This window comes from Mycobacterium sp. (assembly GCF_052145595.1).
Classification (GTDB): Bacteria; Actinomycetota; Actinomycetes; order Mycobacteriales; family Mycobacteriaceae; genus Mycobacterium.
On the sequence record NZ_JBKQOI010000054.1, the window covers coordinates 1 to 3,199 of the forward strand.

The window sequence follows — 3,199 nt, forward strand, 5'->3', positions numbered from 1 at the left end:
CTGGCTGCTCAGCTTTGGAGCGGGATCCACGTGAATAGCGCAGCGTGCTAAGCGCCGGCTGCTTAAGGCCCCATGTCGCCTCCCAATAAGCCGACGCGGAGGCGGGCCGCGGCTACAGCGGCGGCGCTTAAGTGCGGCCATACCAGTGATGCACTTGATCACCAACAATACATACTTAGTTAAGCGTTTTATACCTAATCGCTAAGCTTTTAGTTTCTGAAGGCCAGCGAAGCATCCGTATGCTCCGGGTTTCACTTGAAGATATGACGGCCGAAAGACTTGTATGCATACAGCGCCACCGCCGCGGGTCACGCCTGGTCAACCTCGAACGCGTCCGCGGCGATTCGACACCCCGCCCAACGCCTAGCCGCCATGCTCGAACAAGCCGCCCAACAAGATGCCGCACTAACCGCTTGACAATGCCGGGAGGGAGTAAGCGGAGGCGTCGCGCTCGGCGCTGCGCGCCAGAATCTCAGCCGGCGTCTCGCAGCAACGGCTGCGCCGTCGAGGGCGCCTCGACAACCGGGATCAACTCAGCGAAGAGATCCATTGCGGCCGCAATGGTGTGGTCAGCGAAGGAAGTGAAATCCTCGAAAGAGATGCCTTCCCGGATCCACCGGGATCTGCGGGCCACAACCCCGATGCGCTGTGGATCAGATGAACCGTGCACGATCGCGGTGATTCCGCGGTTCTGCTGGTTCCACGCGTCGGCGAAGTGCGTTAGCCAGGGGCGGTCGGCGACGGGGAAGTTGCACGCGGGGGTGACCCGAATGATTAATACGTCGCCGAACGAGGGGGAGATCTCGAGGTGCACGTGCAGCCGCCGGGGATTGGCGTTGACGACGAAGAAGTATTCGCCATCGCGCTGGCCCCGGAAGAACCGCAGCCCGCAGGTGGACATGTAGCGTTCGATCAGGTTCGCGCAGAGCGATTCACTCGTCATGAGGTCGATTCTGTGGCCCGCGACTTTGCGGATCCTTTGAGCTGGGTTAGCCGGCGCTAAGGAATCTGCTGAGAATCCGCTGAGCGAACGGGCCCGGAACGGCAGGACCCGCGGTTTCAGCCCACGAGTCGTGCGATTTCGACCATCGCGGAGCTGATCTGGGCGATCTCGGCGGGCGGGCAGATGTACGGCGGCATCGCGTAGACCAGGTTCCGGAAAGGGCGCAACCAAACGCCGTGGTCCAGCGCCGCCGGGGTGGCGACGGCCAGGTCGACCGGCCGGTCGCATTCAATGACGCCGATGGCGCCGCACACCCGGACATCGGTCACGCCGGGAAGCGCCCGGGCCGGATCAAGCCCGGCCGCCAGCCCGTCGGCTATCTCCGCGACCCGTGACCGCCAGTCCTGGCCGAGCAGCACCTCGACGCTGGCCACCGACACCGCACAGGCCAGCGGATTGGCCATGAACGTGGGCCCGTGCATCAGCGCACCGGCCTCACCCGAGCTGATCGTGTGCGCGATGTCAGCAGTGCACAAGGTTGCGGCCATGCTCAGGTATCCGCCGGTCAGCGCCTTGCCGACGCACATGATGTCCGGGCTCACCCCGGCGTGGTCGGCGGCAAAAAGCGCGCCGGTGCGGCCAAAGCCGGTCGCGATCTCGTCGAAAATCAGCAACACCTCGTGCCGCCGGCAGATGTCGCGCAGGTCACGCAGATATGCGGGGTCGTGAAAGCGCATCCCGCCCGCCCCCTGCACGACGGGCTCAACGACCACGGCCGCCAGTTCGTCGGCGTGCCGCGCCAGTTGCGCCTCGAACGCGGCGCCGTAGCCGGCGTCGTAGGCCCGTGGCACCTGCGGGGCGAATATCTGCCGGGCCAAGATGTCGGTCCACAGCGAGTGCATGCCGCCATCGGGGTCACAGATGCTCATCGGGGTGAACGTGTCGCCGTGGTAACCGCCCCGCCAGGTCATCAGCCGGCGCTTGCCGGGCCGGCCACGGCTGCGCCAGTACTGCAACGCCATCTTCACCGCGATTTCCACCGACACCGACCCCGAGTCGCTGAAGAAAACCGTCTCCAGACCCGCCGGGGTGATCTCCACCAACAACTGCGCCAGCCGGGCGGCGGGCTCGTGGGTCAGCCCACCGAACATGACATGGTTCATCGTGCTCAGCTGCGTGGTCAGCGCCGCGTCCAGGACCGGGTGGCTGTGCCCGTGGATCGCGGTCCACCAGGAGCTCATCGCGTCAAGCGCCTCGACCGGTTTGCCGTCACGAATCAGCGTCAGCCGGGCACCGTGGGCGGCCACCGCCACCAGGGGCACCACCGATTCCCTGCCGATGGTGCTGTAGGGGTGCCACAGGTGCGCGGCGTCGATCGCGCTGATTTGCTCGGGCGTCAACCCGGCCCTCGCCGCTGACATAAAGATCGAGGGTAGAGCAGCCGGTTCGCGCAAATCGCAGCCATCGGGAAGCATCTAACGGCATGTCTTCGCCCCATCAGCCCGACGGCCCCAAGCCGGGTGACCGCACCGCCTCCCCGCCGACGCCCGACGACGCCGACCGCTCCCGGCACGAGGCACCGCGGGTACTTCGCCTGCGCATCGCGGCCTGGGACGTCGTCTGCACCGTCGCGCTGCTGATACTGCTGGTGTTTCTGGCCACGGCGACGACATGGCCGACCCGGCTCTTTGGCTTCCTCGCGAATGTGTGCGAGGGGGAAACTTGTGGGCCCGTCCCCTACGGGATCGATCTGTACATCCGCCCAGTGGTGTGGGGAGGTATCGGTGCGGCGATCGCCGCGGCCGGAATCGGCCCCTTCGTTTCCCTCTTGAAGGGTTGGTACATGTCCTTCTGGCCGGTGTTAGCCCTCGCCATCATCATGTTCAGCTCTGTCGCCGGCTTCATGCTGACCACCTTCAGCGAACGTTACTGGCTCTGACGGCGCGGCCGCGCTCGTTCGGCAAGCGGCGCGAACAACTGATGCGGTTCTGAGACCGAAATCACAACTGGGGCAGCGGCCACCGCCGCTGCGCCGCAAGCGTTGCTCTTCGTCAGCCCGGCCGCCTATGCGGCGGCGGCCGACACTTATCGGGAGCTCAACCTTTTCGGCGACGTTTTCGATAAGATTCGCAACGACTATGTCGAGAAGCCGGACGAGTCGAAGCTGATCGAGGCCGCAATCAACGGCATGCTCGCCGCGCTCGACCCACATTCGAGCTACATGGACGCCAAGGCGTTCCGGGACATGCAAGTCCA

At 65.3% G+C, this 3,199-nt stretch carries 3 protein-coding genes and 1 pseudogene; 2 read left to right on the forward strand and 2 right to left on the reverse strand.

Features of this window, described 5'->3' with window-relative positions; all coding sequences use genetic code 11:
* Positions 1 to 472: 472 nt before the first annotated feature.
* Positions 473 to 943, reverse strand: coding sequence for a YbjN domain-containing protein (locus ACLP4W_RS03460; RefSeq protein WP_442384152.1), 471 nt, complete (start codon positions 941 to 943; stop codon positions 473 to 475).
* A 116-nt stretch (positions 944 to 1,059) separates the two neighbouring features.
* Positions 1,060 to 2,364, reverse strand: coding sequence for an adenosylmethionine--8-amino-7-oxononanoate transaminase (locus ACLP4W_RS03465; RefSeq protein ID WP_442384154.1), 1,305 nt, complete (start codon positions 2,362 to 2,364; stop codon positions 1,060 to 1,062).
* A 62-nt stretch (positions 2,365 to 2,426) separates the two neighbouring features.
* Between ACLP4W_RS03465 and ACLP4W_RS03470 the strand changes: the two genes are divergently transcribed.
* Both ACLP4W_RS03470 and ACLP4W_RS03475 read left to right on the forward strand, forming a co-directional pair.
* The gene (locus tag ACLP4W_RS03470) at positions 2,427 to 2,882 is read left to right on the forward strand and encodes a hypothetical protein (protein WP_442384156.1); all 456 of its coding nucleotides are present in this window, start codon (positions 2,427 to 2,429) and stop codon (positions 2,880 to 2,882) included.
* Between the two features lie 102 nt (positions 2,883 to 2,984).
* Positions 2,985 to 3,199 (forward strand): annotated as a pseudogene (locus tag ACLP4W_RS03475) (hypothetical protein); the annotation flags it as partial.